Origin of the sequence: Pseudomonas sp. MWU15-20650 (assembly GCF_023242475.1) — a bacterium.
In the GTDB taxonomy this organism is placed as follows: domain Bacteria; phylum Pseudomonadota; class Gammaproteobacteria; order Pseudomonadales; family Pseudomonadaceae; genus Aquipseudomonas.
This window is the reverse complement of record NZ_JALJFG010000002.1, coordinates 16,220-38,134: the sequence shown is the minus strand read 5'-3', so window position 1 is coordinate 38,134 and position 21,915 is coordinate 16,220. Positions and strand designations below refer to the sequence as shown.

Sequence of the window (21,915 nt, the reverse complement as noted above, 5' to 3'; positions counted from 1 at the left end):
AACTGCTATTACTCATTCTGTTACAACCGACTATTCTTACTGGGCTTTCAGGGCAAACGGCCCGTTCCACCCGCGGGTGGAAAAGCTGAATTTCGACGGATTGTCTCCTGTATTCAGTCTGTTACCCGTGTTCACCGACGTTGATTTATCGCTCCTTGATCCAACGTCTTGCTTCGGCCGCTGCTTTTGCAGCGGCCTTTTTTATGCCCAAAATAAAACGGAGCGTCATCGACGCCCCGCAGGATTCACTATTTTTCCAGCAACGATCAGAGGCTGAACTTCTGCAAGTTGGCCATCATCTCCTTCAATGCCTCGATATTGTCCCTGGGATGAGCGGCCCCTTCAAAGTCACAGATTTGCTGCCAGTGCGCCGCCACATCCTGCGGCGAGAAACCGGCTTCGGGATCAAACCCCACCCCCAGGCTGCGCTCCCAACGGGTCTTGCCGATCCAGCCGCCGCCCACTTCAAACAAACCCGAGGTTTCCTGGCAGGCTTCACTGCCCAGGTACACCACCAATGGGCTGACCAGTTCCGGCTTGAGGCGCTCGAACACCTGCGGCGGGATCAGCCCTTCGGTCATGCGCGTGCCACCGGTGGGGGCAATGGCGTTAACCAGGATGTTGTTCTTGCGCCCTTCCAGCGCCAACGTGCGGGTCAAACCATACAGGCCAAGCTTGGCCATGCCGTAGTTGGACTGGCCGAAGTTACCGTAGATGCCGGAGGTGGACGCGGTAAAAATCACCCGGCCATAACCTTGCTCACGCAGGTGAGGCCAGGCGGCGCGGGTGACTTTGTAGGCGCCTTCGACGTGCACTCGGTAAACCAGGTCCCAGTCGCTGTCGTCCATTTTGTGAAAGGTCTTGTCCCTCAGGATGCCCGCGTTGTTCACCACGACGTCGATGCGACCAAACACATCGAGGGCGTTCTGTACGATCTTGTTGCCGTCAGTGACGGAGTCATGGTTGGCTTCGGCGGTTCCACCCAGCTCACGAATCTGCGCCACCACGCGGTCGGCCGCCGAGGCATTGGCCCCCTCACCCTGGGTTGAGCCGCCTAGATCATTAACCAGTACTTTGGCCCCGTATTTGGCGAACAACAGCGCATGGGCCCGGCCCAATCCACCGCCCGCACCGGTGACGATCACGACCTTATCCTGGAACTGCACTGACTGACTCATACCGAACTCCGCTGGCGACAATGGGAATAGGCAGAGTGTCAGGCACAGTGGCCTTGGTCACAATAAAGACGGCCGAGGCTGAATGGTGCTTGATAAGGCAGCAGGATGATTGAGTGACTCAGGAGTAGATGGCACGCGGCGACGGCTGGCCAATACGCTCACGAAACGCCTGGTAATGCTTGAGCACCTGAACCGGTGCCTCGATCTGCGGGTAGTGGCCGATATTCGGCAGTAATACCGTGTCGGCGTGAGGTATCAATTGGCGATAGCGCTCCACCATGTGCGCGCCGGAAATAGGATCAACCTCGCCGTCAATCACTCGCAGTGGCACGTCACCTCGCTGCATCGCCACCACCCAGCGCTCGCGCAGGCGACGGCGCTGGGGAATGTAGGCGATCAACTTGTGGAGGATGCGCGGGCCGTCGTTACAGTTGATCAGGCTCCAGAAATCATCCAGGGCACTTTCACTGGGCCGTGTATGGGGGCCGAAGATCTGGTTGAAACTGTTGGCCAGGGCGTTTCGCCCAAAGGCCCGGCCGATCATCCAGCCCAAGGGGCTGAGCAATAACTTTTGCACCAGCGCTGGGCGATGGGTTTCCGGAAACAGCCCGCCGTTGAGGAACACGCCACTTGCCATCTGGAACCGGCCCTCGTAATGCCGGGCCAATAATTCTTGAGCGACGCTGTCGCCGTAGTCATGGGCCAAGACGTGCACCGGCCGCTCCACCCGCAGGTGTTCGAGCAGCGCCTGTTGCAAGTCCGCTTGTTCCAGCAGGCAATAGTCGTGATCCAGCGGCTTGGCTGAGTCGCCGAAGCCGAGCATGTCGCAAGCGATGACCAGATATCGCTGGGCCAAGGGTTGCCACAGGTAATGCCAATCCCAGCTGGCCGTGGGAAAGCCATGGATCAGCAGCAGCGGCTCGCCCTGCCCGGCCACCCAGTAACGCACGGTGCGGCCACGAAAGACGAAGTCCTGGCCGCGTTTGCGCCAGGCCCTGAGCGGTATCTCGGCGAGTGGCATCAGCTTTTATACCCGGGGTCCTGACTGTCCAATTTGCGCAACAACGCCGGCCACGCCAACGCGCCTCCCATACCTTGGGCGCTCTTTGTGACAGCTGCCACCATCGCTTTGGCGCCGGCCAGAATGTGCGGCTCGATGGTGATCAGTTCGGCTGCGCCGTTTTGCGCCAGTACTTGGATATCGCAGGCACGCTGGAAGGTGAACATCATCAGGAACGTGTCGGCAATGGTGCCGCCACAGGTCAGCAAACCGTGGTTGTGCAGCATCAGGAAGTTGCGTTCACCGAGGTCCGCCTGCAAGCGGGCTTTTTCCTCGTGGTTCAGCGCCACGCCTTCATAGGCATGGTAGGCAAGGCTCGACAGCACAAACAGCGATTGCTGGCTGATGGGCAAGACGCCCTGCTTTTGCGCGGAAACGGCCACACCCGCGGCCGTATGGGTGTGCAGCACGCAGGTAACGTCGTGGCGCACCTCGTGGATAGCGCTATGGATGGTGTAGCCCGCGGGGTTGATTTCGTAGGGGCTGTCCATTTGCTTGTGCCCGGCCTGGTCGACCTTGACCAGGCTCGATGCAGTGATCTCGTGAAACATCAGCCCATACGGGTTGATCAGAAAGTCTTCGGTGCCCGGTACCTTGGCCGAAATATGGGTGAAGATCAGGTCATCCCAGCCGTGCATCGCCACCAGGCGATAACAGGCGGCCAAGTCGACACGCGTTTGCCATTCGGCAGCGCTGACCCGGTCTTTGACATTCTGTGGCGATTGAACGGTGGCTAGGCTCACGGCAACGACCTCCTGGGCGCACTTCTTAGTTTCTTAAGTGATGAGCCAGTCTAGTCAGACGCCATGGCGCAAGGAGTTTCCTTCGCAGCCAGCTTGATGACTGAGCGAGTCAGCCATCAGAATAGTACATATCCATGCCAGAAAAGCGCCGCCGAGGTCAGAAGACACCGGCATGGCAAAGGCCGTGGTGATCGAGCGCGGGCTGGTACGACCGGGCGTGGTGCGCGAGTTTGCGGTCAACCGCGCAGTGCAGCGACCAACTCGGCCAGCCAGGGCTCGGCGTCGGCTTCAGGGGTCACGCTCTCACTGGCATCCAGGCGCAGCATTGGCAGCACTTCGCGCACGCCCAGCTCGCCGAACAGCTCGCGCATTTGCTCGCCACCGCCGCAGAAGGTATCCCCGTAGCTGGCGTCACCCAGGCCGATGACCGCACCGGGCAGGCCACGCCAGGCGGCGGGCAACTGGTCGCGAAGGGTCGAATACAGCGGTTGCAGATTGTCGGGCAGTTCGCCCATACCGGTGGTCGAGGTCACCGCCAGAAACGCCTCGGGGGCAAAAGCCTGCACATCGGCCAACGTGGCGCGAGGGTTATGCCAGGCTTCAAAACCGGCGTCGTTGAGGATGACAGCGGCGTGGCGGGCGACTTCTTCTGCCGTGCCGTAGACCGAGCCGGAAAGGATGGCGACTTTCATCAATCTGATCCTGTAGTTGAGCGAAAGCGTGGGATATTAGCAGTTGGCGCGAATATTTCGCGCCATGTCGTGCAACATTCAACGCGTGTCATAAAATCCAAGCACTCAAACAAGCCATGGACCGCTCAATGATTAACGCCAAGCTGATGCAAATGGTCGTCAATGCGTCCAACGACGGTATCGTCGTCGCCGAACGCGAAGGCCAGGACAAACCGCTGATCTACGTCAACCCGGCCTTCGAACGACTGACCGGCTACACATTGGACGACATCCTCTATCAGGACTGCCGCTTCCTGCAGTCAGGCGATCGCGACCAGCCGGCCCTGATGGCGATCCGCGAAGCGCTTGACAGCGGCGGCACGTGCCGGGAAATCCTGCGCAACTACCGCAAGGACGGCACGCCCTTCTGGAACGAACTCTCGCTTTCAACGGTGTACAACGCGGTCGACAAACAGACATATTTCGTCGGTGTGCAAAAAGATGTCACCACCCAAGTCAAAGCGCAGCAGCGCGTCACCCAGCTGGAAGCGCAAGTGGCCGAACTCAAAGAGCAACTGGCGACACTCAGGGCGACGAGTGGAGTTAACAAACTGTAAAAAATGCGGTCTTTAGAGCGATAATGGCTTTTTAATGTCTCCTTGTTGAGCGACATCAATGCAACGCGACGCACTATTGACGCAGGACGAACTGGATTTTATCCAGGACATGCAGCACAACCCGCAGCTCAACGTGCGGGATGCATGGTCGAGCCTGACGGTTAATGGGGGTGCGCAGATGCGTGATTTGCTCACGCGGCTGGCCGCTCACGATCAGGTCACCCTCCAGGCGCAGTTCGACAACCAGCAACTCACATTCCCCCTGCAGTTGGTGGAAGATGAGTTTCATGCAGTGCATCTGCGTCTGGGGGTACCCAGCATTTTCGAAGACGGCCCCATGATCCGCCCTTGGCGCCTGGCCCTTGAAACACCTGTGGCGCTGGAGAATCTCAAAGGCAACCCCGCCGCGCTGTGGGTGCACGAGGTGTCATTCAAGGGTGTGCTGGTAGAGATGCGGGGGCGAGTCAAGCCGCCGAAAACCTTTTCCTTGTGGTTCAGCCCGTCGGGTTACGAGCGTATCGCGCTGCGCGGCACACTGGAACGGGAAACCGCCCGAGGGCTGTTCGCCTACAGCCTGAACCAGAGTGCTGCCGATGAGATCGAGCGCCTTCGCCAGTTCATCCTGCATCAGCATCGCCTGGTGCACCCGCATGTGCATGCCTGATATCAGGTATCCAGGCGGCCGCTGAGAAACTGCTGCAAGCGGCGCTGCATCAGGCGCCCTTCACTGCCCAGGCAGCCGACCGAAGAACCTGCCAGCGCTTTCTCGGCCAACTCCGAAGCGGCACCGGCCAGGAATAACGGGCAATCCAGGGTCAACGCCAAACGGTTCAGGCGTTCCAACACGTCATGGTTGTGGAAATGGCTGGAGAAAAGCACAAGCGCCTGGGGCTGAATCTTTTCACAAACGAGTGTCAACTCATCCAAGGGTTGGCCCATGCCGAGCACCTTCACAACCAAGTCATCACGACTGATCAACAGCCCCGCCACCAGTAATTCCAGTTTTCGACACTCACCGGGTATGGCCGCCAACACTATGCGAGACCCGGGCGACGCATTCGCGACGTGCAGGCGCAGGAAGGTTTGTATGCGCATGAAGGCGTCGAAAAACAACCACTCACTGGCCTGGCCGAAGCGGCCCTGATGGCGTAGCAGAGTGTTCCAGAGGGGCATCAGAATGCCCTGGAACGCAACGTTCAAGGGATAGGTCGCGACGATCTGGCCATACACGCTCTCTAGCTGACGATCGTCGAAGGCGCTGACGGCTTGCATCAACCGAGTTTGCCACTGCGACCATTCGCTATCCTCAACCGCGCCCCGCTCACGAATCGCTTCGGCCTGCTGATCGTCGCGAGCGAGAATCTTCCCGACCTTGCTCACCGCTACGCCTCGTTCAATCCAGCCGAGTATGCGATTGACGGTCTCGATATCGGCCCTGGAGTAAAGGCGGTGCCCACTTTCGGTGCGCGTGGGCTGGATCAGGCCATAACGGCGCTCCCACGCACGCAATGTGACCGGATTGATGCCTGTCAATCTCGAGACCTCACGAATCGGAAACAGCTCATCAGAACTCGAACTACCGGAAGGGGTAATTTCACGATTGGGAGCAGTAATTTCGGGCATCAGAGGTCGCAAACATCCGTTTGAATTTGAACCCTATTTAACGCTTTTGCACTTGTCCTTTTCAAGGCCCTCGGGCTTTGGACCAATGACACTGGCGTATTTCTTCGAAACAGGAATAATCCTTGCCTGCGTTTTCAGGTGATGGCCTTACCCGGCCGCCACCTTCGTGCGCCACCTACCCGGTCCAGCGCGCCTCGTACTTTTGGAGATACACAATGTCTACCTCCCCCGTCACCTTGATGGTTGCGCGCCGCGTGGCCAAAGGCCGCTACGAAGAACTGATGGCCTGGCTACGCGAAGGCGAGCAATTGGCCACTGACTTCCCCGGCTACCTGGGCTCTGGCGTGCTCGCCCCGCCGCCCCATGATGATGAATGCCAGATTATCTTCCGCTTTGCCGATGAAAAAACCCTGCACGCCTGGGAGTTTTCAGCCTCGCGCAGCGCCTGGCTAAGCCGTGGCAGCGAGCTGTTCGCCAACCCGTCCGAGCACCGCGTGAGCGGTATCGATGGCTGGTTTGGCGCCGCAGGTGCTCGCCCCCCGCGCTGGAAGCAGGCCGTGGCGATCTGGTTGGCGTTTTTCCCGGTATCGCTGCTGTTCAACTTCGGCCTGGGGCCTCTGCTCAGCGAGCTGGACCTGTTCATCCGCGTACTGGTGAGCACGGCAGCCCTTACACCGCTGATGGTGTACTTCTTTATTCCGCTGTCCACGCAGTTACTGGCGAACTGGCTACACCCAACGCCGCCTCGCAAGGTTGCCGAAGCCGCCGCCTGAGTACAGGGGGGCCGGTCGCTGGTATAGTTTCAGCCTGCCAGCGACTTGAGCCTCCCATGACTGCAACGAACGCCCCGATCCTGATCACCGGTGCCGGCCAGCGTGTCGGCCTGCATTGCGCCGAACGCCTGCTGGACGAGGGCCAATCGGTGATTTTCAGCTACCGCAGCGACCGCCCTGGCGTGAAGGCCCTGCGCGCACGGGGCGCAATCGGTGTGTTTGCCGACTTCTCCAGCGAAGCAGGAATTCTTGCCTTCATTGCCGAGCTGCAAACCCATACCCAAAGCCTGCGGGCGATCATCCACAACGCCTCGGCCTGGATCGCGGAAACGCCGGGCGACGAAAGCCGCGCGTTCACCGACATGTTCAGCGTGCACATGCTTGCGCCGTACCTGATCAACCTGCATTGTTCACCTTTGCTGCAACGCTCGACGCCTGCCGATATCGTCCATATCAGCGATGATGTGGTACGCAAGGGTAGCCGCCAGCACATCGCCTATTGCGCCACCAAGGCCGGGCTCGACAGCCTCACGCTGTCATTTGCCGCGCAGTTGGCGCCGCTGATCAAGGTCAACGGCGTCGCCCCGGCGATGGTGATGTTCAATGAAGGCGACGACGCGGCCTATCGCGCCAAGGTCCTGGCCAAGTCCGCCCTGGGCATAGAGCCCGGGCCCGAGGTGATCTACCAGAGCGTGCGTTACCTGCTGGACAACCCCTATGTCACCGGTACCACCCTGACCGTCAACGGCGGGCGGCATATCAAGTAAGCCGTTTGTGAGGATGTTGTATGACCTTATCCCTGCCCCACCACTACCGCGAAATCCTCAAGGGCCTGGGTGAAGACCCGCAGCGCGAGGGCCTGCTCGACACGCCCAAGCGCGCCGCCAAGGCCATGCAGTACCTGTGTCACGGCTATGAGCAGAACCTTGCAGAAATCGTCAACGGCGCGCTGTTCGCCTCTGACAATGACGAGATGGTGATTCTCAAGGACATCGAGCTGTACTCGCTGTGCGAGCATCACTTGCTGCCGTTTATCGGCAAGGCCCATGTGGCCTATATTCCGACCGGCAAGGTACTCGGCCTGTCGAAGCTGGCGCGTATCGTCGATATGTTCGCCCGGCGCCTGCAGATCCAGGAAAACCTTACGCGGCAAATCGCCGACGCAATCCAGGACGTGACCCAGGCGGCCGGTGTGGCGGTGGTGATCGAAGCCAAACACATGTGCATGATGATGCGCGGTGTGGAAAAACAGAATTCAACCATGAACACCTCGGTGATGCTCGGCGCTTTCCGCGAGTCGAACACCACGCGCATGGAGTTCCTGCAACTGATTGGACGGAGCAAGTAGCAATGCCACAACTTCAACCAGGCATGGCGCGCATCCGGGTCAAAGACCTGTGCCTGCGCACCTACATCGGCATCAACGAAGACGAAATCGTCAACAAACAGGATGTGCTGATCAACCTGACCATTCTGTATGCCGCCCAGGAAGCCGTGCGCGACAACGATATCGACCACGCATTGAACTACCGCACCATCACCAAGGCGATCATCGCCCACGTGGAAGGCAACCGCTTTGCCCTGTTGGAGCGACTGACCCAGGAGTTGCTCGACCTGGTAATGAGCAACGAGTCGGTGTTGTACGCCGAGGTCGAAGTGGACAAGCCCCATGCCCTGCGCTTTGCCGAGTCGGTTTCGATAACGCTCGCGGCGAGCCGCTCAGCTTTAAGCGATAAGCTTCAAGCCACAAGTTAAAGCCAACCTCATTCCAACTTGCAGCTTGAAGCTTGCCCGCTTGAAGCTGTCTCGAAGAGACCTCTATGAACGATCAACAACGCCTCGAACTCGAAGCCGCCGCCTTCCGCCGGCTGGTGGCACACCTGGACAGCCGCAAGGATGTGCAGAACATCGACCTGATGAACCTCGCCGGCTTCTGCCGCAACTGCTTGTCCAAGTGGTACAAGGCCGAGGCCGATGAGCGCCAGATCGAGCTGAGCCTCGATGACGCCCGTGAGGTGGTGTACGGGATGCCGTACGCTGAGTGGAAAGCCCAGTACCAGAATGAAGCCAGCGCCGACCAACAGGCAGCGTTCGCCAAAGGAAAACCCCATGACTGATCTGAATACCCTGCGCGCCAGCCTCAACAGCGGCGAACACACCTTCGCCGATACCTTGGCGTTTGTCGCTGCCGGTTACGACTACCAGCCGCAAGCCTTCGCCAACGGCAATGTGGAAAACGCTGCCGGGCAAAACGAAGGCTCGTGCAAGACCTTGGGGCTGGCGCTGCTGGAAGGCTTGAGCGACCAGGAAGCACTGCTGGCATTTGGTGAGCATTACCGTTCGGTGCTTGCCACGCCTGAGGGCAGTGACCACGGCAATATTCGGGCGTTGATTGCCCATGGTTTGGCGGGCGTGAAATTCACTCAACAGCCTCTGACGCTAAAGTCCTGAGCCAAACATAAATCCAAAATGTGGGAGGGGGCTTGCTCCCGATAACGGCGAATCAGCTAATGAATACTTGGCTGAAATACCGCTATCGGGAGCAAGCCCCCTCCCATAAAAAAACCGACTTCTCAGCCGGTTTTTTTTATTTCAACGGATTTAGAAGGAAGCGTTCTTCAAACCGTCGAGGTAACGCTCGGCGTCCAGGGCTGCCATGCAACCGGCACCAGCCGAGGTGATGGCTTGACGGTAGACATGGTCAGCCACGTCACCCGCCGCGAATATACCTTCGATGTTAGTCGCCGTGGCATTGCCTTCACGGCCGCCCTGCACGATCAGGTAACCGTCTTTGGCCTCCAGCACGCCTTCGAACAACGAGGTGTTCGGGGTGTGGCCGATGGCGATGAACACGCCGTCGACTTTCAGTTCGTCGAAGCTGCCGTCGTTGTTCTTCAGGCGAGCACCGGTCACGCCCATGTTGTCGCCCAGGACTTCGTCCAGGGTGGCGTTGAGCTTGAGGATGATCTTGCCTTCTGCGACACGGGCGTGCAGCTTATCGATCAGGATCTTCTCGGCGCGGAAGGTTTCGCGGCGGTGAACCAGGGTCACGGTGCTGGCGATATTGGCCAGGTACAGCGCTTCTTCCACGGCCGTGTTACCACCACCGACCACGGCAACAGGCTTGTTGCGGTAGAAGAAACCGTCGCAGGTCGCACAGGCCGAAACCCCCTTGCCCATGAACGCTTCTTCCGATGGCAGGCCCAGGTAACGCGCGCTGGCGCCGGTGGCGATGATCAGTGCGTCACAGGTGTACACACCGCTGTCGCCGGTCAGGCTGTAGGGCTTTTTCGAGAAATCGACTTTATTGATGTGGTCGAAGACGATTTCGGTTTCAAAGCGCTCGGCGTGCTCTTTCATACGCTCCATCAACACCGGGCCGGTCAGGCCGTGGACATCGCCCGGCCAGTTGTCGACTTCAGTGGTGGTGGTCAACTGACCGCCCGCCTGCATGCCGGTGATCAGCAGTGGCTTGAGGTTGGCCCGGGCAGCGTAGACGGCAGCGCTGTAACCGGCAGGGCCGGAACCGAGAATAATCACTCGCGAATGACGGGTATCAGACATGACTCACTCCTATCGACCGCCCGGACCACAGGACGGCTGGAATAAAAAAGGACCGCGAAGCACTTGGGGAAGGCTTGAACTCGCAGGCCCTGAAAAATAATGGGTGCAGCGTATCGAGGGGGGCAAGATTAAGGAAATACGGAATAACAATCCAGCTCATAGGTGGTCTCTATGCAGTCGGCTCGGTTAATCGACGCCTTTGTTACAGTTGATGTCGTCACCCTGGCCGCGCTTTCGCCTTGAAGGCAAAGCCGGTAAGGTCGGCGCGTTCTTCATCCTGCTCGGAGTTCTCCATGCCCGCCCCCGCTCTTTCCGGCCCGCAATACCTGCGTGAGGGCCTAAAACTGGTGCTGAGCCCTGGCCTGCGCCTGTTTGTACTGCTGCCACTGGCGATCAACCTGGTGCTGTTCGTCGGCTTGATCTATTTCGCCGGCCATCAGTTCAGCCTGTGGGTCGATAACCTGATGCCGACGCTACCCGGCTGGCTGAGTTTCCTGAGCTATATCCTGTGGCCGCTGTTTGTGGTGCTGGTGGTGCTGATGGTGTTTTTCACCTTCACCCTGCTCGCCAACGTCATCGCAGCACCGTTCAACGGCTTCCTTGCGGAGAAAGTTGAAGTGGTGGTGCGAGGTACCGATGACTTCCCTTCATTCAGTTGGGCCGAACTGGTGGCGATGGTTCCACGCACCCTGGCCCGGGAAATGCGCAAGCTGGGTTACTTCCTGCCACGGGCCATCGGCCTGTTCATCCTGTCGTTCATCCCGGTGGTCAACCTGATAGCCGCGCCGCTGTGGCTGCTGTTCGGCGTGTGGATGATGGCAATCCAATACATCGACTACCCGGCCGATAACCACAAGCTGGGCTGGAACGAAATGCTCGCCTGGTTGCGCCAGAAACGCTGGCAGAGCATGAGCTTCGGCGGCGTCGTTTATCTGGTGTTGCTGGTACCGGTGGTCAACCTGCTGATGATGCCGGCGGCAGTGGCCGGGGCTACGCTGTTCTGGGTGCGTGAGCAAGGTGCCGAGGCGATGGCGGCGCAAAAGGTCACTCAGTCATAAATCCATCATCTGGATGACACAATGGCGACATGGCCCACGGTGACACTGTGGGTCATGACGACAGCCTCGCTTCACATCACCTTAATTACCGAAACCTTCCCGCCGGAAATCAACGGGGTGGCCAATACCCTTGGCCGCCTCTGCGAGGGTCTGCGTTCCCGCGGCCATCAAGTTGAACTGGTACGCCCGCGCCAGGGCGCCGACCAGAGCCGGCCGAGTGATGATCAATTGTTGCTGTGCCGCGGTTGGCCGCTGCCGGGCTACCCTGGGCTGCAATGGGGTCAATCGTCGATGCACAAATTGCTACGGCGCTGGACACGTCAGCGCCCGGATGTGCTGTATATCGCCACGGAAGGGCCGCTGGGGTTATCCGCCTTACGCGCCGCGCGTCGCCTGGGCATCAGTGTCGTCAGCGGCTTTCATACTAACTTCCAGCAGTATTCGAACCAGTATGGCTTGAGCCTGTTGAGTCGCATGGTCACCCATTACTTGCGCTGGTTTCATAACCGCTCGAGCCTGACGCTGGTGCCGAGCGCCAGCCAGCATCTGGAACTGGAGCGCCGACATTTCGAGCGCCTGGGGATGTTGTCGCGTGGCGTCGACAGCCAGTTGTTCCACCCAGCCAGACGCGACAACGCGCTACGCGAAAGCTGGGCATTGAACAATGACCAAATCGCTGTGCTGCATGTGGGGCGGCTGGCCCAGGAAAAGAACCTGGGGCTGCTCAAACGCTGCTTTGAGACTCTGCAGGACACCTACCCACTGCGCCAGATGAAACTGATCATTGTGGGCGACGGCCCGCAACGGGGGATGCTGGAGCAGGAACTGCCCGAAGCGATTTTCTGCGGCACCTTACGCGGTGAGGAGTTGGCGCGGCATTACGCGTCCGGTGACGTGTTCCTGTTCCCCAGCCTGACCGAAACCTTCGGCAATGTGGTACTGGAAGCCATGGCCTCGGGGCTCGGTGTGGTGGCTTACGACCAGGCGGCCGCGACCCAGCATATTCGCCACGGCTACAACGGCGTGCTGGCGATGCCTGGGGATGAGGATGCGTTTTGTGACGCCGCCAACTGGCTGCTGGAAGATGCGGAGAGTTTGCGCCGCATGCGCCTGAATGCTCGCCAGCATGCCAGCCGCCAGGGTTGGCCGGCGATTATCGAGCAGTTCGAGCATCAGTTACGAGGTGTGTGCGCAGAGCGTTTTGCGCTTCCACCGCAGCCTTACGTGCGCTGAACGGTCTGCAAATAGTGTGGGGCTGTTCGCCCTCCCTCCAGCCTAGCCATTGAATAACGGCTTCGATATTCAGAGTAATCCCGTAAGCCCGTCTGAATCGGCACGCCGCAACGGGATATTTCCGGAACGTTGCGCGAATTATCGCCACCTACATGATACCTGCCGTTCGAGGCATGCCTTCCCTATGAAGCGCGTCCCAAAGAGGCAGGCTACTCATGATAGAAGTTAATAGAGAGCGATATGTCGACGATAAATGGATCAATGGCCCTGCAATACATGCCTTTCAACACCCACACTCAGGGGAGCGAAGAGCGCCGCACACCTGCAGACGAGCCGAACCGTCACGGATGTCCATCAGCCCAACAGCATCATAATGCGCACGTAGAGGGGAGCCATCCAGGTCAAAGCCGGGGCTACTTGCAGCCCACCCGTCCCGATAACAGTTGGAACCGCCCGCAACCCATCCGCCCCGATAACGGTTGGAACCGCCCGCAACCCATCCGCCCCGATAACGGTTGGAACCGCCCGCAACCCATCCGCCCCGATAACGGTTGGAACCACCCGCAGCCCACCCGTCCAGATAATGGCTGGAACCGCCCGCAATCGGAGCATGAGTACGCCCAAACCCTACAGCGTGGCGTGCATCACAACGGGTGACTAAACCTGGCTGAGGCTGGCGGCCCGCAACTAACGCCCAAAATCGCAGAGCCGGCCTGGGTATAAGGACTGATCACACTAAAGCGCTGAATAAGCGACCCGAGTAGCTGCAAAACTCCCTGTGGCACTCACAGGGAGTCCAGCCCCTTACACCAGCGTCATCAACGCCTCACGACTGAAAGGCAAGATGTCGCTCTCGCGACCTTCGCGTACTTTCACAGCCCAATCCGGGTCCACCAGTAAGGCACGACCCACGGCAACCAGATCGAACTCGTCGTTATTCAGGCGCTCCAGCAGTTTCTCCAGGCTGGCTGGTTGCGCGACCTTGTCGGTGTTGACCATGAACTGCAGGAACTCACCATCCAGGCCAACGCTACCAACGGTGATTGTCGGTTTATCGGTGAGCTGACGCGTCCAACCGGCCAGGTTGAGGTCGGAGCCTTCGAATTCCGGCTCCCAGAAACGACGGGTGGAGCAGTGGAAAATATCCACGCCGGCGTCAGCCAATGGCTTGAGAAACTCACCCAATGCCTCTGGGGTTTGAACCAGACGCGCGGTGTAGTCCTGCTGCTTCCACTGGGAAAAACGGAAGATGATCGGAAAATCCGCGCCGACAGCGGCACGAATGGCCTGGATCAGTTCAATGGCAAAGCGCGAACGGTTGGCCAGGCTGCCACCGTATTCGTCGGTACGCTGGTTGCTGCCTTCCCAGAAGAACTGGTCCACCAGGTAGCCATGGGCACCATGGATTTCCACGCCGTCCATGCCGATACTCTGGGCGTCTGTGGCAGCCTGAACGAAGGCGGCGATGACGTCCTTGATGTCCTCGATGGTCATGCCGTGGACCAACACCTGGCCATCCTTGAGTTTTTCCATCGGACCGTAGGCCGGCACGCTGGCGTCAGGTTCGGTACCGATACGACGCACGCTGCCCACATGCCACAGCTGCGGGACGATCTTGCCGCCTTCGGCGTGCACCGCATCCACGACTTTCTTCCAGCCGGCCAACGCAGCTTCGCCGTAAAAATGCGGCACGTTCGGATAACCGTTGGAGGCTTGATGGCCGACCACAGTGCCTTCGGTGATGATCAGGCCCACGCCGGCAGCTGCACGACGACGGTAATACTCGATGACTTTGGCGTTGGGTACGCCACCCGGTGAAAACGAGCGGGTCATGGGCGCCATGACCACACGGGTCGACAGCTGCAGTGCACCGAGCTGGAATGGTTTGAACAACGCTTGGACAGGCATGGGAGCACTCCACGGAAGAGGTATTTATGATGTGGATAATATGAGCAGTGCCGTGGACGCGATAGCACTATTGATCTGGGTGATTAAGGGGTAAAAGCGGTGAGGAATTTGGGCTGCTGCGCAGCCCAACGCGGGACAGGCCCGCTCAGCCGCAGGGGAAAGATTTAGCTCAGGGCCTTTTCGATAGCCTGGACGATCGTCGGATCATCTGGCGCCGTGCGTGGGGAGAATCGCGCAAGCACCCGCCCATCCTTGCCGAGCAGGAATTTCTCGAAGTTCCAGGTGATATCCCCGGGAAACTCGGCGCCCTCACCCGCCAACAAACGATACAGCTGATGGCGATCGTGGCCATTAACGTCGAGCTTACTGCCCAATGGGAAGGTCACACCGTAGTTGAGGCTGCAGAACTCGCGGATTTCTTCCTCGGTGCCCGGCTCCTGGCCTGCAAACTGGTTGCACGGCAGGCCCAGCACGGTAAAACCCTGGCCCTTGTACTGCTGATAGAGGTTTTCCAACGCCGCATATTGCGGGGTCAAGCCACATTTGGAGGCCACGTTGACCACCAGCACCACCTGCCCCTTGAAGGGCGCCAGCGGCAGCTCATGACCGTCCAAAGCTTTGAGTTTCAGGTCGTGGAAAGCACTCATGACGAACTCCAGATATCCCATGTTCTTCGCATTGCGGCCGTTCGAGATTACAGACCACAAGCCTGCAATCATAGACGCCGATTCAAAAACTCGCCTGACGGTTATTGCGCCGTCGGCCAGGGCAAAATCGGAATCGCGGTGACCGCATTTTGCGGGCTGCCTTCGATCAAACGGTCGCTGTAGACCAGATACACCAAGGTATTGCGCTTCTTATCCAGAAAGCGCACCACCTGCATGGTCTTGAACACCAGCGAGGTGCGCTCCTTGAATACTTCGTCGCCGTCCTTGAGCTCGCCCTTGAAGTGGATTGGCCCGACCTGACGGCACGCAATCGACGCCTCGGCACGGTCTTCGGCCAGACCCAGGCCGCCTTTCACGCCGCCGGTCTTGGCGCGCGACAGGTAGCACGTCACGCCGTCAACCTTGGGGTCGTCAAACGCTTCGACCACGATCCGGTCATTGGGGCCAACGAACTTGAATACCGTCGACACCTGGCCAATTTCTTCGGCCGAGGCCAGCAGCGGTATGGCCAACAGCAGGCCGAGCAATCCCTTCATCACGCGCATCGTGTATTCCCTTTGGTTAAACCAGGATCAGGTTGTCGCGGTGTACCAGTTCAGGTTCCGCCATATACCCCAATAGACCGACAATCGCCTCAGACGACTGCCCGATGATTTTCTGCGCCTCCAGGGCACTGTAGTTAGCCAGGCCACGCGCAATTTCACGGCCGTCCGGCGCCACGCAGACCACCATTTCACCGCGACGGAAGCTGCCTTGCACCAATTTGACACCCACCGGCAACAGGCTCTTGTTGCCCTGGGACAACGCCGACACAGCGCCCTCGTCCAGCACCAGCGTGCCGCGGGTTTGCAAATGCCCGGCCAGCCACTGCTTGCGTGCCGCCAGCATGCCGCGCTCCGGCGACAGCAGGGTGCCGATGCGCTCACCCGCCTTGAGACGGTCCAGCACGCGCTCCAGGCGCCCGCCGACGATGATGGTGTGCGCACCGGAACGTGCCGCCAGGCGCGCAGCGCGCAGTTTGGTCTGCATACCGCCACGCCCCAGGGCGCCACCGACGCTGCCGGCCACGGCGTCCAGCGCCGGGTCATCGGCGCGGGCTTCGTAGATCAACTGGGCATCGGGGTTGTTGCGCGGATCGGCGTCGAACATGCCGTCGCGGTCAGTGAGGATCACCAGCAGGTCGGCCTCCACCAGGTTGGCCACCAGGGCGGCCAGGGTGTCGTTGTCGCCGAAGCGGATTTCGTCGGTGACCACGGTGTCGTTTTCGTTGATCACCGGGATGACCTTGAGCTCGACCAGGGCGCGCAGGGTGCTGCGGGCGTTGAGGTAGCGCTTGCGGTCGGACAGGTCGTCGTGGGTCAGCAGGATCTGCGCCGTGTGCCGGCCGTGTTCGGCAAAGCTGGATTCCCAGGCTTGCACCAGGCCCATCTGACCGATAGCGGCGGCGGCTTGCAGTTCGTGCATCGCGCTGGGTCGCGCGGTCCAGCCGAGGCGGCTCATCCCGGCGGCAACCGCCCCGGACGACACCAGCACCAACTCGACACCAGCCTCATGCAAGGCCACCATTTGCTCGACCCAGACGCTCATGGCTGCACGGTCCAGACCTTTGCCATCCGCCGTCAGCAGCGCACTTCCGATCTTTACGACCCAGCGCTGCGCACCTGTCACTTTGCTCCGCATCATCTTCAACCTTAGAGTGAGGGCCGCGCGACCCAGCGCCGCCCATAGCGTTATACCCGGATACCAAAACGCCGCTCCAGGGAGCGGCGTTCAAGTTTATCGCAACGGATCAGTCGCGCACGTAAATGATTTCCGGACCGTCTTCATCATCCACGTCTTCTTCGTCCCAATCATCGTCGCCGATGTCATGGACCGACTTCACGCCGCTGCGGCGCAGGGCACGCTGGTCGTCCAGGGCCTGCAGCTGGGCGCGAGCCTCGTCTTCGATGCGCTGGTCGAGTTCGGCCAGTTCGGCCTTGAACACCGGGTCGGCCGCCAGGCGGTCGGCGCGGTCTTCCAGGTAGCGCATGATGTCGCGGGTCAGGCGCTCAGTGCCTTCTTTGGCGATGGCCGAGATCACGTAGACCGGGCCCGTCCATTCCAGGCGGTCGACGATTTCCTTGACGCGCTCCTCATGTTCTTCTTCGAGGATCTGGTCGCACTTGTTCAGCACCAGCCAGCGATCACGCTCGGCCAGGGAAGGGCTGAACTTGGTCAGTTCGCTGACGATGACTTCAGCGGCATCTGGTGCACTGGTGTCATCCAGCGGCGCCATGTCGACGAGGTGCAGCAGCAAACGCGTACGCGACAAGTGCTTGAGGAAGCGAATGCCCAGGCCGGCACCGTCGGAAGCACCTTCGATCAGGCCGGGAATGTCGGCGATCACAAAGCTTTTCCAGCGATCTACGCTGACCACACCCAGGTTCGGCACCAGGGTGGTGAACGGGTAGTCGGCGACTTTCGGCTTGGCGGCCGATACCGAGCGGATGAACGTGCTTTTACCGGCGTTCGGCAGGCCCAACAAGCCTACGTCTGCCAGTACTTTCATTTCCAGCTTGAGGTCACGCTGCTCGCCGGGCTTGCCTGGCGTGGTCTGGCGTGGTGCACGGTTGGTACTGGATTTGAATCGGGTGTTACCCAGACCGTGCCAACCACCCTGCACAACCATCAGCTTCTGGCCGGCTTTGGTCAGGTCGCCAATGACTTCCTGGGTAGCGGAGTCGATGATCGTGGTGCCGACCGGTACACGCAGTACCAGGTCTTCACCTTTTTTACCGGTGCAGTCGGTGCTGCCGCCGTTGGAGCCACGCTCGGCATCGAAGTGCCGGGTGTAACGGTAGTCGACCAGCGTGTTGAGGTTTTCGTCGGCCATCATGTAGATGGAACCACCGTCACCGCCATCACCGCCGTTTGGGCCACCGTTTTCGATGAATTTTTCGCGACGGAAACTCATGCAACCGTTACCGCCGTCGCCTGCTTTTACTCGGATGGAAACTTCATCAACGAACTTCATAACAAAACGCCTCTCGCCGCATGGACGAGCTTAAGAAACCAAGACATAAGACTCTTGCAAAAATGAGCGCAGCGACCTCAATCAACGACCGCAAATCCAGCGCTTGAGCTCATTACAAACAGCTTTGCAAGAGACTCACTCCACAAACGAAAAAGCCCCGTCGCAAGACAGGGCTTTTCCAGCGATCTCGCAATTAAGCTGCGACAACGCTCACGTAACGGCGGTTGAACGCGCCCTTTACTTCAAACTTGATCACGCCTTCGATTTTAGCGAAGAGGGTGTGATCTTTACCCATGCCAACGCCGTAGCCAGCGTGGAATTGGGTGCCGCGCTGACGCACGATGATGTTGCCCGGAATGATTTTCTGGCCGCCATACATCTTCACGCCAAGGCGTTTGGCTTCTGAGTCGCGACCGTTACGGGTACTACCACCAGCTTTTTTGTGTGCCATGAGTCAATTCTCCTAGTGAGGAATTAGGCTGAAATTAAGCCTGAATACCGGTGATTTTGATCTCGGTGTACCACTGGCGGTGGCCCATACGCTTCATGTGGTGCTTACGACGACGGAACTTGATGATGCGGACTTTATCGTGACGACCTTGGGAGATCACTTCAGCCACAACGGTAGCGCCAGCAACAACTGGAGCGCCGATGTTCACGTCATCGCCATTGGCGACCAACAGAACGCGATCAAACGTCACGGATTCGCCAGTAGCGACTTCCAGTTTTTCGATCTTCAGGTATTCACCTGGGGCGACCTTGTATTGCTTGCCACCAGTAACAATTACTGCGTACGACATGGTATTTCTCCGATAATCCTGCTCACCCAGCGCTTTATAAGAAGAGGTATTGGCTGGCATGGCTGCATGGGATGGACGTCCCGAATGCAATTGCGTAAGGCAGGTGCTGCCCAGGAAGTTCAGGGTGCGCGATTGTACGCAAGCTATAGAAGCGTTGCAAGTGCCCGTCTATCGCGCCTTGACACTACGGGACATGGGTCCTAGCATGCCGCGCAACCCTTCTGGAGCGACTGTCGCTGATGCAACCCCAAGCTTTCTACCGCGCGGTCGCGGACGATTTTAGCGCCGTCGACGGCATCATCAAGCAGCAGCTGACATCTAAAGTGCCGCTGGTCTCCAAAATTGGCGACTACATTACGTCGGCGGGCGGCAAACGCCTGCGTCCTTTATTAGTATTGTTGTGCGGCAAGGCCCTGGGCCGCGAAGGCGATGACCTGCGCCTGCTGGCCGCCACCATTGAATTCCTGCACACCGCCACTCTGCTGCATGACGACGTGGTCGACATGTCCGGCATGCGCCGTGGCCGCGAAACCGCTAACGCGATGTGGGGCAATGCCCCGAGCGTGCTGGTGGGTGACTTCCTGTACTCGCGCTCGTTCGAAATGATGGTCGAACTGGGCTCGATGCCGGTGATGAAGATTCTTTCACAGGCCACGCGCATCATTGCCGAAGGCGAAGTGCTGCAACTGTCTAAAGTCCGCGACGCCAGCACCACCGAAGAAACCTATATGGAAGTCATTCGCGGCAAAACCGCGATGCTCTTCGAGGCGTCCACCCACAGCGCCGCCGCGCTGTGTGGCGCCACCGCCGAACAGGCCGAGGCCCTTCGCACGTTTGGTGATCACCTGGGCGTGGCGTTCCAACTGGTGGACGACCTGCTCGACTACAAGGGCGACGCCGAAACCCTGGGCAAGAACGTCGGTGACGACCTGGCCGAGGGCAAGCCGACCTTGCCGCTGATCTACACCATGCGCGAAGGCACGCCGGAACAGGCGGCCCTGGTGCGCAAGGCGATCCAGAAAGGCGGGATTGAAGACCTGGAGGCCATCCGTGCTGCAGTGGAAGCCTCCGGCTCCCTGGAGTACACCGCACAACTGGCGCGTGACTATGTGGCCCGTGCGATCCAGTGCCTGGAAGTGATTCCGGCCAGCGAATACCGGGATGCCCTGGTTGAGCTGAGTGAATTTGCGGTCGCTCGCACTCACTAAAATACTGGCAGGCGCGAACTAATGTGGGGGGCTTGCTCCCGATGGCGGTGGGTCAGCTACACGTGAGCTGACTGACACACTGCAATCGGGAGCAAGCCCCCTCCTACATTTAGTGTGCATGACCAATCCAAGACCGCGCCCTGTCTTGGTCCAATTCCCTATATAATGTGCGACTTTTAGTCATCCCTGAATCTCAAGGAGCTTTAGTGAGCACGTTGCCACCCTGCCCAAAATGCAATTCCGAATACGCCTACGAAGACGGCGCCCAACTGGTCTGCCCGGAATGCGCCCATGAGTGGTCCGCCAATGGCGAGACCGAAGCAGCCGGCGATGAAACCGTAAAGAAAGACTCTGTCGGCAATGTCCTGCAGGACGGTGACACCATCACCGTGATCAAGGACCTCAAGGTCAAGGGCACATCCCTGGTGGTCAAGGTCGGCACCAAGGTCAAGAACATCCGCCTGTGCGATGGCGACCACGATATCGATTGCAAGATCGACGGTATCGGCCCGATGAAACTCAAGTCCGAGTTCGTACGCAAGGTCTGATCCTGCTGCCCCCATCCCGCGCCCGTCGCGGGATGGCGTTTCGCCCTCTCTGTTGATCGAACGCAATCGCCACCCAGAAAGCCCAGAAAACTGCCAATAGGCACTTGCTATTCCACGAATAAGAATTATTCTCATTGAAACCCATCAAGGAGAATGAACCATGACGTATTTGATCGATGCCTGGCTGGACCGCCCACACCCTTACCTGCGGATCCTGCATCGGGAAACCGGTGAAGTCTGTGCAGTGCTGGAAGAAGAAGCGCTGAATGAGTTACAGGACCAGGGTGACCTGGACGTAAATGGCCTGAGCTCCAGTGAGCCTGGAGTGCTGAAGGAAGTCGTGAGGAATCTATTTCTGTTCTGCTATGCCCGAGCATTGCGCCCGACGACAGATCTGAATGGCAAGTTCCATCCATGAGCAACAACAACCAATACTGTAGGAGCGAGCTTGCTCGCGAAGATATCAATGGCACCGCGTTAAACCAGGCAGTACGCGTTATCGTTGACGTCCTTCGCGAGCAAGCTCGCTCCTACAGGTACCGCTGATCAGCAACAGGTCTTACAGAACGTCGAGCAGCTCGACGTCGAATACCAGAACGCTGTGCGGAGGAATGCTACCAACGCCTTGAGCGCCGTATGCCAGTTCGCTCGGTACGTACAAGCGCCATTTGCTGCCGGCATTCATCAGTTGCAGGGCTTCGGTCCAACCGGCGATCACGCCGCCGACCGGGAATTCTGCCGGCTCGCCACGCTCGTAGGAACTGTCGAACACAGTGCCGTCGATCAGGGTGCCGTGGTAGTGGGTGCGCACTTGGTCTTCACGGGTCGGCTTGGCGCCTTCACCTGCCGTCAGCACTTCAAATTGCAGGCCGGAAGCCAGGGTGGTGATGCCATCACGCTTGGCGTTTTCAGCCAGGAAAGCCAGGCCTGCGCCGGCAGCAGCTTCAGCCTTGGCAGCGGCTTCAGCTTGCATGATTTCGCGGATGACCTTGAAGCTGGCAGCCATTTGCTCTTGATCAACACGGCTTGGTTTGCCGCCGAACGCATCGGTCAGGCCAGCCAGGATCGCGTCCAGGCTCACGCCCGGCGGCGGGTTGTCGCGCAGTTGGTCGCCCAACTGACGGCCGATACCGTAGCTGACGCGGGTTTCGTCGGTGGACAGATTAACTTCGGACATGAAGAGGCTCCGCTGTAGGACAACACGGTTTCCCGCGCCGTCCAGAACTAAAAGGGCCCGCAGACTAGCACAC

The 21,915-nt window shown here is 59.3% G+C and carries 28 protein-coding genes; 14 read left to right on the top strand and 14 right to left on the bottom strand.

All coding sequences use genetic code 11. The features are described 5' to 3' along the window. Nucleotides 1-266: 266 nt before the first annotated feature. The 4 genes from M5B43_RS02085 to M5B43_RS02070 all read right to left on the bottom strand — a co-directional run bounded on the left by M5B43_RS02085 (nucleotide 267) and on the right by M5B43_RS02070 (nucleotide 3,673). Entirely contained in the window at nucleotides 267-1,178 is a 912-nt protein-coding gene (locus M5B43_RS02085; RefSeq protein ID WP_248748569.1) for an SDR family oxidoreductase, read from the bottom strand. A 118-nt stretch (nucleotides 1,179-1,296) separates the two neighbouring features. Further along, nucleotides 1,297-2,199, bottom strand: a complete 903-nt coding sequence (locus tag M5B43_RS02080; RefSeq protein WP_248748568.1) for an alpha/beta hydrolase — start codon at nucleotides 2,197-2,199, stop codon at nucleotides 1,297-1,299. After that, nucleotides 2,199-2,981, bottom strand: coding sequence for a class II aldolase/adducin family protein (locus M5B43_RS02075; protein WP_248748567.1), 783 nt, complete (start codon nucleotides 2,979-2,981; stop codon nucleotides 2,199-2,201). Before M5B43_RS02075 ends, M5B43_RS02080 begins: the two co-directional genes overlap by 1 nt. Nucleotides 2,982-3,217: 236 nt before the next feature. Beyond that, nucleotides 3,218-3,673 carry a flavodoxin gene (locus tag M5B43_RS02070; protein ID WP_248748566.1) on the bottom strand — a complete coding sequence of 152 codons (456 nt, stop codon included), beginning with the start codon at nucleotides 3,671-3,673 and terminating at the stop codon, nucleotides 3,218-3,220. 128 nt (nucleotides 3,674-3,801) lie between these two features. Between M5B43_RS02070 and M5B43_RS02065 the strand changes: the two genes are divergently transcribed. Both M5B43_RS02065 and M5B43_RS02060 read left to right on the top strand, forming a co-directional pair. Further along, nucleotides 3,802-4,269 carry a PAS domain-containing protein gene (locus M5B43_RS02065; RefSeq protein ID WP_248748565.1) on the top strand — a complete coding sequence of 156 codons (468 nt, stop codon included), beginning with the start codon at nucleotides 3,802-3,804 and terminating at the stop codon, nucleotides 4,267-4,269. 58 nt (nucleotides 4,270-4,327) lie between these two features. Then, nucleotides 4,328-4,933, top strand: coding sequence for a hypothetical protein (locus M5B43_RS02060; protein ID WP_248748564.1), 606 nt, complete (start codon nucleotides 4,328-4,330; stop codon nucleotides 4,931-4,933). 2 nt (nucleotides 4,934-4,935) lie between these two features. Here M5B43_RS02060 and M5B43_RS02055 read toward each other — a convergent pair whose 3' ends face one another. After that, on the bottom strand, nucleotides 4,936-5,892 hold the full coding sequence (locus M5B43_RS02055) for a MerR family transcriptional regulator (protein WP_248748563.1): 957 nt from the start codon (nucleotides 5,890-5,892) through the stop codon (nucleotides 4,936-4,938). Between the two features lie 215 nt (nucleotides 5,893-6,107). Here M5B43_RS02055 and M5B43_RS02050 point away from each other — a divergent pair, with 215 nt between their 5' ends. The 6 genes from M5B43_RS02050 to M5B43_RS02025 all read left to right on the top strand — a co-directional run bounded on the left by M5B43_RS02050 (nucleotide 6,108) and on the right by M5B43_RS02025 (nucleotide 9,116). Beyond that, entirely contained in the window at nucleotides 6,108-6,665 is a 558-nt protein-coding gene (locus M5B43_RS02050; protein WP_248748562.1) for an antibiotic biosynthesis monooxygenase, read from the top strand. Between the two features lie 56 nt (nucleotides 6,666-6,721). Then, entirely contained in the window at nucleotides 6,722-7,432 is a 711-nt protein-coding gene (gene folM, locus M5B43_RS02045) for a dihydromonapterin reductase (protein ID WP_248748561.1), read from the top strand. A gap of 20 nt (nucleotides 7,433-7,452) precedes the next feature. Next, entirely contained in the window at nucleotides 7,453-8,013 is a 561-nt protein-coding gene (gene folE / locus M5B43_RS02040; protein WP_248748560.1) for a GTP cyclohydrolase I FolE, read from the top strand. A 2-nt stretch (nucleotides 8,014-8,015) separates the two neighbouring features. Continuing rightward, nucleotides 8,016-8,420: a dihydroneopterin triphosphate 2'-epimerase gene (gene folX / locus M5B43_RS02035; protein WP_248748559.1), complete on the top strand. Its 405-nt coding sequence runs from the start codon at nucleotides 8,016-8,018 to the stop codon at nucleotides 8,418-8,420. Nucleotides 8,421-8,485: 65 nt separating this feature from the next. Further along, complete coding sequence (locus M5B43_RS02030; protein WP_248748558.1) at nucleotides 8,486-8,782, top strand: DUF1244 domain-containing protein; 297 nt, start codon at nucleotides 8,486-8,488, stop codon at nucleotides 8,780-8,782. Beyond that, nucleotides 8,775-9,116: a HopJ type III effector protein gene (locus tag M5B43_RS02025; protein WP_248748557.1), complete on the top strand. Its 342-nt coding sequence runs from the start codon at nucleotides 8,775-8,777 to the stop codon at nucleotides 9,114-9,116. The genes M5B43_RS02030 and M5B43_RS02025 overlap by 8 nt, the downstream gene beginning before the upstream one ends. A 150-nt stretch (nucleotides 9,117-9,266) precedes the next feature. Here the strand turns inward: M5B43_RS02025 and trxB are convergent, their stop codons facing one another. Next, the gene (trxB, locus tag M5B43_RS02020) at nucleotides 9,267-10,229 is read right to left on the bottom strand and encodes a thioredoxin-disulfide reductase (protein ID WP_248748556.1); all 963 of its coding nucleotides are present in this window, start codon (nucleotides 10,227-10,229) and stop codon (nucleotides 9,267-9,269) included. A 293-nt stretch (nucleotides 10,230-10,522) separates the two neighbouring features. Between trxB and cysZ the strand changes: the two genes are divergently transcribed. The 3 genes from cysZ to M5B43_RS02005 all read left to right on the top strand — a co-directional run bounded on the left by cysZ (nucleotide 10,523) and on the right by M5B43_RS02005 (nucleotide 13,177). Beyond that, a complete protein-coding gene (cysZ, locus tag M5B43_RS02015) occupies nucleotides 10,523-11,287 on the top strand; it encodes a sulfate transporter CysZ (RefSeq protein WP_248748555.1) in 765 nt (254 codons plus the stop codon). Nucleotides 11,288-11,341: 54 nt separating this feature from the next. Beyond that, nucleotides 11,342-12,520 carry a glycosyltransferase family 1 protein gene (locus M5B43_RS02010; protein WP_248748788.1) on the top strand — a complete coding sequence of 393 codons (1,179 nt, stop codon included), beginning with the start codon at nucleotides 11,342-11,344 and terminating at the stop codon, nucleotides 12,518-12,520. 417 nt (nucleotides 12,521-12,937) lie between these two features. After that, a complete protein-coding gene (locus M5B43_RS02005; protein ID WP_248748554.1) occupies nucleotides 12,938-13,177 on the top strand; it encodes a hypothetical protein in 240 nt (79 codons plus the stop codon). 147 nt (nucleotides 13,178-13,324) lie between these two features. On the opposite strand, the gene M5B43_RS02000 is transcribed toward M5B43_RS02005, so the two are convergent. The 7 genes from M5B43_RS02000 to rplU form a co-directional block, all read right to left on the bottom strand. Further along, entirely contained in the window at nucleotides 13,325-14,428 is a 1,104-nt protein-coding gene (locus M5B43_RS02000; protein ID WP_248748553.1) for an NADH:flavin oxidoreductase, read from the bottom strand. A gap of 164 nt (nucleotides 14,429-14,592) precedes the next feature. Next, nucleotides 14,593-15,075, bottom strand: coding sequence for a glutathione peroxidase (locus tag M5B43_RS01995; protein WP_248748552.1), 483 nt, complete (start codon nucleotides 15,073-15,075; stop codon nucleotides 14,593-14,595). A gap of 101 nt (nucleotides 15,076-15,176) precedes the next feature. Continuing rightward, the gene (locus M5B43_RS01990; RefSeq protein WP_248748551.1) at nucleotides 15,177-15,641 is read right to left on the bottom strand and encodes a CreA family protein; all 465 of its coding nucleotides are present in this window, start codon (nucleotides 15,639-15,641) and stop codon (nucleotides 15,177-15,179) included. Nucleotides 15,642-15,657: 16 nt separating this feature from the next. Further along, on the bottom strand, nucleotides 15,658-16,776 hold the full coding sequence (gene proB / locus M5B43_RS01985) for a glutamate 5-kinase (RefSeq protein WP_064454106.1): 1,119 nt from the start codon (nucleotides 16,774-16,776) through the stop codon (nucleotides 15,658-15,660). A gap of 109 nt (nucleotides 16,777-16,885) precedes the next feature. Beyond that, nucleotides 16,886-18,109, bottom strand: a complete 1,224-nt coding sequence (cgtA, locus tag M5B43_RS01980; RefSeq protein WP_024077369.1) for an Obg family GTPase CgtA — start codon at nucleotides 18,107-18,109, stop codon at nucleotides 16,886-16,888. A 193-nt stretch (nucleotides 18,110-18,302) separates the two neighbouring features. Further along, the gene (gene rpmA / locus M5B43_RS01975) at nucleotides 18,303-18,560 is read right to left on the bottom strand and encodes a 50S ribosomal protein L27 (protein WP_003176049.1); all 258 of its coding nucleotides are present in this window, start codon (nucleotides 18,558-18,560) and stop codon (nucleotides 18,303-18,305) included. A gap of 34 nt (nucleotides 18,561-18,594) precedes the next feature. Next, the gene (rplU, locus tag M5B43_RS01970) at nucleotides 18,595-18,909 is read right to left on the bottom strand and encodes a 50S ribosomal protein L21 (protein WP_007950961.1); all 315 of its coding nucleotides are present in this window, start codon (nucleotides 18,907-18,909) and stop codon (nucleotides 18,595-18,597) included. 239 nt (nucleotides 18,910-19,148) lie between these two features. Here rplU and M5B43_RS01965 point away from each other — a divergent pair, with 239 nt between their 5' ends. The 3 genes from M5B43_RS01965 to M5B43_RS01955 all read left to right on the top strand — a co-directional run bounded on the left by M5B43_RS01965 (nucleotide 19,149) and on the right by M5B43_RS01955 (nucleotide 21,083). Further along, complete coding sequence (locus tag M5B43_RS01965; protein WP_248748550.1) at nucleotides 19,149-20,117, top strand: polyprenyl synthetase family protein; 969 nt, start codon at nucleotides 19,149-19,151, stop codon at nucleotides 20,115-20,117. 206 nt (nucleotides 20,118-20,323) lie between these two features. Then, nucleotides 20,324-20,665 carry a zinc ribbon domain-containing protein YjdM gene (locus M5B43_RS01960; protein ID WP_248748549.1) on the top strand — a complete coding sequence of 114 codons (342 nt, stop codon included), beginning with the start codon at nucleotides 20,324-20,326 and terminating at the stop codon, nucleotides 20,663-20,665. A 160-nt stretch (nucleotides 20,666-20,825) separates the two neighbouring features. Continuing rightward, nucleotides 20,826-21,083: a hypothetical protein gene (locus M5B43_RS01955; RefSeq protein ID WP_057025170.1), complete on the top strand. Its 258-nt coding sequence runs from the start codon at nucleotides 20,826-20,828 to the stop codon at nucleotides 21,081-21,083. Nucleotides 21,084-21,224: 141 nt separating this feature from the next. Here M5B43_RS01955 and M5B43_RS01950 read toward each other — a convergent pair whose 3' ends face one another. Continuing rightward, complete coding sequence (locus M5B43_RS01950; RefSeq protein ID WP_248748548.1) at nucleotides 21,225-21,842, bottom strand: FKBP-type peptidyl-prolyl cis-trans isomerase; 618 nt, start codon at nucleotides 21,840-21,842, stop codon at nucleotides 21,225-21,227. Nucleotides 21,843-21,915: the final 73 nt, after the last annotated feature.

What these genes read in the sequence shown, in the direction of transcription:
- M5B43_RS01995 (WP_248748552.1), bottom strand. Translation starts at nt 15,075, where the DNA reads ATGAGTGCTTTCCACGACCTGAAACTCAAAGCTTTGGACGGTCATGAG.
- trxB (WP_248748556.1), bottom strand. Translation starts at nt 10,229, where the DNA reads ATGTCTGATACCCGTCATTCGCGAGTGATTATTCTCGGTTCCGGCCCT.
- M5B43_RS02080 (WP_248748568.1), bottom strand. Translation starts at nt 2,199, where the DNA reads ATGCCACTCGCCGAGATACCGCTCAGGGCCTGGCGCAAACGCGGCCAG.
- M5B43_RS02000 (WP_248748553.1), bottom strand. Translation starts at nt 14,428, where the DNA reads ATGCCTGTCCAAGCGTTGTTCAAACCATTCCAGCTCGGTGCACTGCAG.
- M5B43_RS02025 (WP_248748557.1), top strand. Translation starts at nt 8,775, where the DNA reads ATGACTGATCTGAATACCCTGCGCGCCAGCCTCAACAGCGGCGAACAC.
- cgtA (WP_024077369.1), bottom strand. Translation starts at nt 18,109, where the DNA reads ATGAAGTTCGTTGATGAAGTTTCCATCCGAGTAAAAGCAGGCGACGGC.
- M5B43_RS02065 (WP_248748565.1), top strand. Translation starts at nt 3,802, where the DNA reads ATGATTAACGCCAAGCTGATGCAAATGGTCGTCAATGCGTCCAACGAC.
- M5B43_RS02055 (WP_248748563.1), bottom strand. Translation starts at nt 5,892, where the DNA reads ATGCCCGAAATTACTGCTCCCAATCGTGAAATTACCCCTTCCGGTAGT.
- M5B43_RS02050 (WP_248748562.1), top strand. Translation starts at nt 6,108, where the DNA reads ATGTCTACCTCCCCCGTCACCTTGATGGTTGCGCGCCGCGTGGCCAAA.
- M5B43_RS02030 (WP_248748558.1), top strand. Translation starts at nt 8,486, where the DNA reads ATGAACGATCAACAACGCCTCGAACTCGAAGCCGCCGCCTTCCGCCGG.
- folX (WP_248748559.1), top strand. Translation starts at nt 8,016, where the DNA reads ATGCCACAACTTCAACCAGGCATGGCGCGCATCCGGGTCAAAGACCTG.
- M5B43_RS01990 (WP_248748551.1), bottom strand. Translation starts at nt 15,641, where the DNA reads ATGCGCGTGATGAAGGGATTGCTCGGCCTGCTGTTGGCCATACCGCTG.
- M5B43_RS02070 (WP_248748566.1), bottom strand. Translation starts at nt 3,673, where the DNA reads ATGAAAGTCGCCATCCTTTCCGGCTCGGTCTACGGCACGGCAGAAGAA.
- M5B43_RS01955 (WP_057025170.1), top strand. Translation starts at nt 20,826, where the DNA reads ATGACGTATTTGATCGATGCCTGGCTGGACCGCCCACACCCTTACCTG.
- M5B43_RS01950 (WP_248748548.1), bottom strand. Translation starts at nt 21,842, where the DNA reads ATGTCCGAAGTTAATCTGTCCACCGACGAAACCCGCGTCAGCTACGGT.
- M5B43_RS02010 (WP_248748788.1), top strand. Translation starts at nt 11,342, where the DNA reads ATGACGACAGCCTCGCTTCACATCACCTTAATTACCGAAACCTTCCCG.
- cysZ (WP_248748555.1), top strand. Translation starts at nt 10,523, where the DNA reads ATGCCCGCCCCCGCTCTTTCCGGCCCGCAATACCTGCGTGAGGGCCTA.
- M5B43_RS02060 (WP_248748564.1), top strand. Translation starts at nt 4,328, where the DNA reads ATGCAACGCGACGCACTATTGACGCAGGACGAACTGGATTTTATCCAG.
- rplU (WP_007950961.1), bottom strand. Translation starts at nt 18,909, where the DNA reads ATGTCGTACGCAGTAATTGTTACTGGTGGCAAGCAATACAAGGTCGCC.
- M5B43_RS01965 (WP_248748550.1), top strand. Translation starts at nt 19,149, where the DNA reads ATGCAACCCCAAGCTTTCTACCGCGCGGTCGCGGACGATTTTAGCGCC.
- folM (WP_248748561.1), top strand. Translation starts at nt 6,722, where the DNA reads ATGACTGCAACGAACGCCCCGATCCTGATCACCGGTGCCGGCCAGCGT.
- rpmA (WP_003176049.1), bottom strand. Translation starts at nt 18,560, where the DNA reads ATGGCACACAAAAAAGCTGGTGGTAGTACCCGTAACGGTCGCGACTCA.
- M5B43_RS02085 (WP_248748569.1), bottom strand. Translation starts at nt 1,178, where the DNA reads ATGAGTCAGTCAGTGCAGTTCCAGGATAAGGTCGTGATCGTCACCGGT.
- folE (WP_248748560.1), top strand. Translation starts at nt 7,453, where the DNA reads ATGACCTTATCCCTGCCCCACCACTACCGCGAAATCCTCAAGGGCCTG.
- proB (WP_064454106.1), bottom strand. Translation starts at nt 16,776, where the DNA reads ATGCGGAGCAAAGTGACAGGTGCGCAGCGCTGGGTCGTAAAGATCGGA.